The following is a 2,705-nucleotide window of genomic DNA, read 5'->3' as shown; positions in this document are numbered from 1 at the left end:
CGTATCGATGAACGGCTCCAGCAACGCAACGATTCCTTCGGAAGCGGGAAAGCGCGTCTTCACGGCCGAGTGAGCGATGGCGGCGGAACCCGCTCCGGCTTCGTTCGAAAACGCAGCTCGACGGAAACCTTGCACCATCACACCCAGCAAACCACCAAAGCCAGCCTCCAACGAGAACGCACCTGAAACGACCTGCCCAATCGCCCAAGGGACGCTTTGAATGTGCATCAAGATGATTCCGAGAGCGGCAATCACGTACATCAATGCCATCAGCGGCACGACCTTCTCCGTGACTTTCGCAATTCGCTTGATGCCACCGATGATCACAATCGCGACCAAAACCGCCATCACCAAACCGATGATCGTCCCTGATGACCCCGTGTCAGGAAGCCCCAACAAGGACTTGATTTGCTGAGCGGCTTGGTTGGACTGAAACGCGTTGCCTCCGCCAAACGATCCACCCACGCAGAAAATCGCGAAGAGCACACCCAGGACTTTTCCAACGGGCGCCAACCCACGCTCGGCGAGGCCTTTCTTGAGGTAATACATCGGCCCGCCGTGGACCACGCCATTGGCATCCACATCGCGGTACTTCACACCCAACGTGCATTCAACAAACTTGGTCGACATACCCAGCAAACCGCAGACAACCATCCAAAACGTTGCCCCGGGACCACCAGCGGCAACCGCGACGGCGACCCCAGCAATGTTGCCCAAACCAACCGTTCCCGAAACCGCGGTCGCGAGAGCCTGGAAGTGTGAAACTTCGCCTTCGCCCTCGTCGCGAATGGTGTCGACCAAGTCACCGTCGACCTCCATGACCTCGACTCCCTTCGGGATGTCTTGGCCTTGTTTCTCTATTTCGTCGAATTTCCCGCTGACCACCTCGATGGCCAAAGGAAATAACCTCAAGTTGACGAACCCAAATGCGATCGTGAAGAACAACGCTCCACCGACCAGCAAGATCAACACCAACGGCAGCGGCCCAACGCCAGGCAGCTCCACGCTGAAGAAAACAACCGACCCCCAGGCGTCAGCTACTGGCCTGAATAACTTATCGACCTGCTGGTCCAGCCCCAACGCCGGTTCATCAGCCGATTCTTCAGCAACCGGTTCCTCCGTCACCTCCACCTGAGCCACTTCTTCTTGCGCGAATGCAGCCACTCCCCCCGTCCCGAAAAGGACAACAACCAAGGTGACGATTCTTAGCAAGCTGAAACGAGCGAGCTTTGACAACAACATGAAGACTCCTGTACGAAGGACTGATTCGAACCAAAATGAAGGGGAGATGGGCCATAGGATAGTGAATCCTTCGCAAACGCGTCGGGGGTTTGTCACCAGGGATGTGCCAAGAAACACTCGAAAGCGGCTGAACTCGCAAAAAAGTAGCCTTACGTGACAAAACTCTGCATTCTGAACGTCGTCGGACTGACTCCAAAACTGCTTCGTCACGCACCCAACCTGGCTGCAATGGGAAATCACCGGCCTTGGACCAGCCCGGTCCCGGCGGTGACTTGCACCAGCCAAGCGACGATGCTGACCGGATTGGCCCCGCGAGACCATGGCATCGTCGGCAACGGGTGGCTGTATCGCGACACCCAGGAAACCCGCTTCTGGCAGCAAGCCCGCACGCTGGTCCAAGGCGACGTTTTTTACGACCGCTACGAAACCGCCAAAATGTTTTGGTGGTTCAACCAATCCACCACAGCCAAGTACGGGGCCACTCCCAAACCGCACTATGGATGCGACGGCAGCAAAGTCTTCGACATCCTGGATTGGTCAGGCTGCAACCTCACCGAGAAGCTCGGCCCATTCCCGTTCTTCGGTTTCTGGGGCCCCGCCGCCGGCATCGCTTCGAGCGACTGGATCGCGAAAGCCACCGCCTTGGTGATGCGAGAGAAGCAACCGCAACTGACGCTGTGCTACTTGCCTCACCTGGATTACGACTTTCAACGACTTCCCGATCACGATCCAGCCCGAGTGGCGGAGGTCGACGCGGCCGCGGCCAAAGTCATCGAGGCCGCCGGCGAAATTGGTGCTCGAGTCGTGGTGGTCAGCGAGTACGGCTTGGTCCCCGTCGACACGCCCGTCGGCATCAACCAAGTCCTCCGACGCAACGACTGGCTGAAGGTCCGTCGCGGCCCATTCGGCGAAATCATGTTGCCAGGCGAAAGCGATGCCTTCGCAGTTGCGGATCACCAACTAGCCCACGTCTACGTCCGCCGCCCCGAGCTGATCCCCACCGTTCGCAAAACGCTGGAAGAAACCCCCGGCATCGCGTCGGTCGTTGATCCCGGCGAACTGCAACTGGATCACCCACGAAGCGGCGAGCTGATCGCTCTGGCAGAACCAAACGCCTGGTTCACGTACTACTACTGGCTCGATGATGCCAACGCGCCGGACTTCGCTCCAACCGTCGACATCCATCGCAAGCCTGGTTACGACCCGTGCGAACTGTTCATGACCAGTAAACTTCGCGCGGCGGCGCGGTTGGCTCAAAAGAAAGCCGGCCTCCGTTACAAAATGGACGTGATCCCGCTGGATCCAACACTGGTCCGCGGCAGCCACGGCGTCCTCCCGACAGACCACAGCGACGGCCCACTGGTCATCGGCCCCGGCGAGCCCCCTGAAAACATGCAAGACTTTCCAAGCTACGTCGAGCAGCTCCTAGCTCCTAGCTCCTCGTAGCGGAAGTCGCCAAGACT

At 58.7% G+C, this 2,705-nt stretch carries 2 protein-coding genes; one reads left to right on the top strand and one right to left on the bottom strand.

From position 1 onward, the window contains the following. Positions 1–1,242, bottom strand: a 1,242-nt coding sequence (locus tag B2R17_RS19390; protein WP_286765269.1) for an alanine/glycine:cation symporter family protein, incomplete at its 3' end; no start/stop codon positions are given. Between the two features lie 153 nt (positions 1,243–1,395). Here B2R17_RS19390 and B2R17_RS19385 point away from each other — a divergent pair. Continuing rightward, positions 1,396–2,688 carry a nucleotide pyrophosphatase/phosphodiesterase family protein gene (locus B2R17_RS19385; RefSeq protein WP_286765268.1) on the top strand — a complete coding sequence of 431 codons (1,293 nt, stop codon included), beginning with the start codon at positions 1,396–1,398 and terminating at the stop codon, positions 2,686–2,688. Positions 2,689–2,705: the final 17 nt, after the last annotated feature.

The sequence above is a fragment of the Rhodopirellula sp. UBA1907 genome, assembly GCF_002337565.1.
GTDB lineage: Bacteria > Planctomycetota > Planctomycetia > Pirellulales > Pirellulaceae > Rhodopirellula > Rhodopirellula europaea.
The sequence above is the reverse complement of the archived record's forward strand: the minus strand, read 5'-3'. Positions and strand labels throughout refer to the sequence as shown.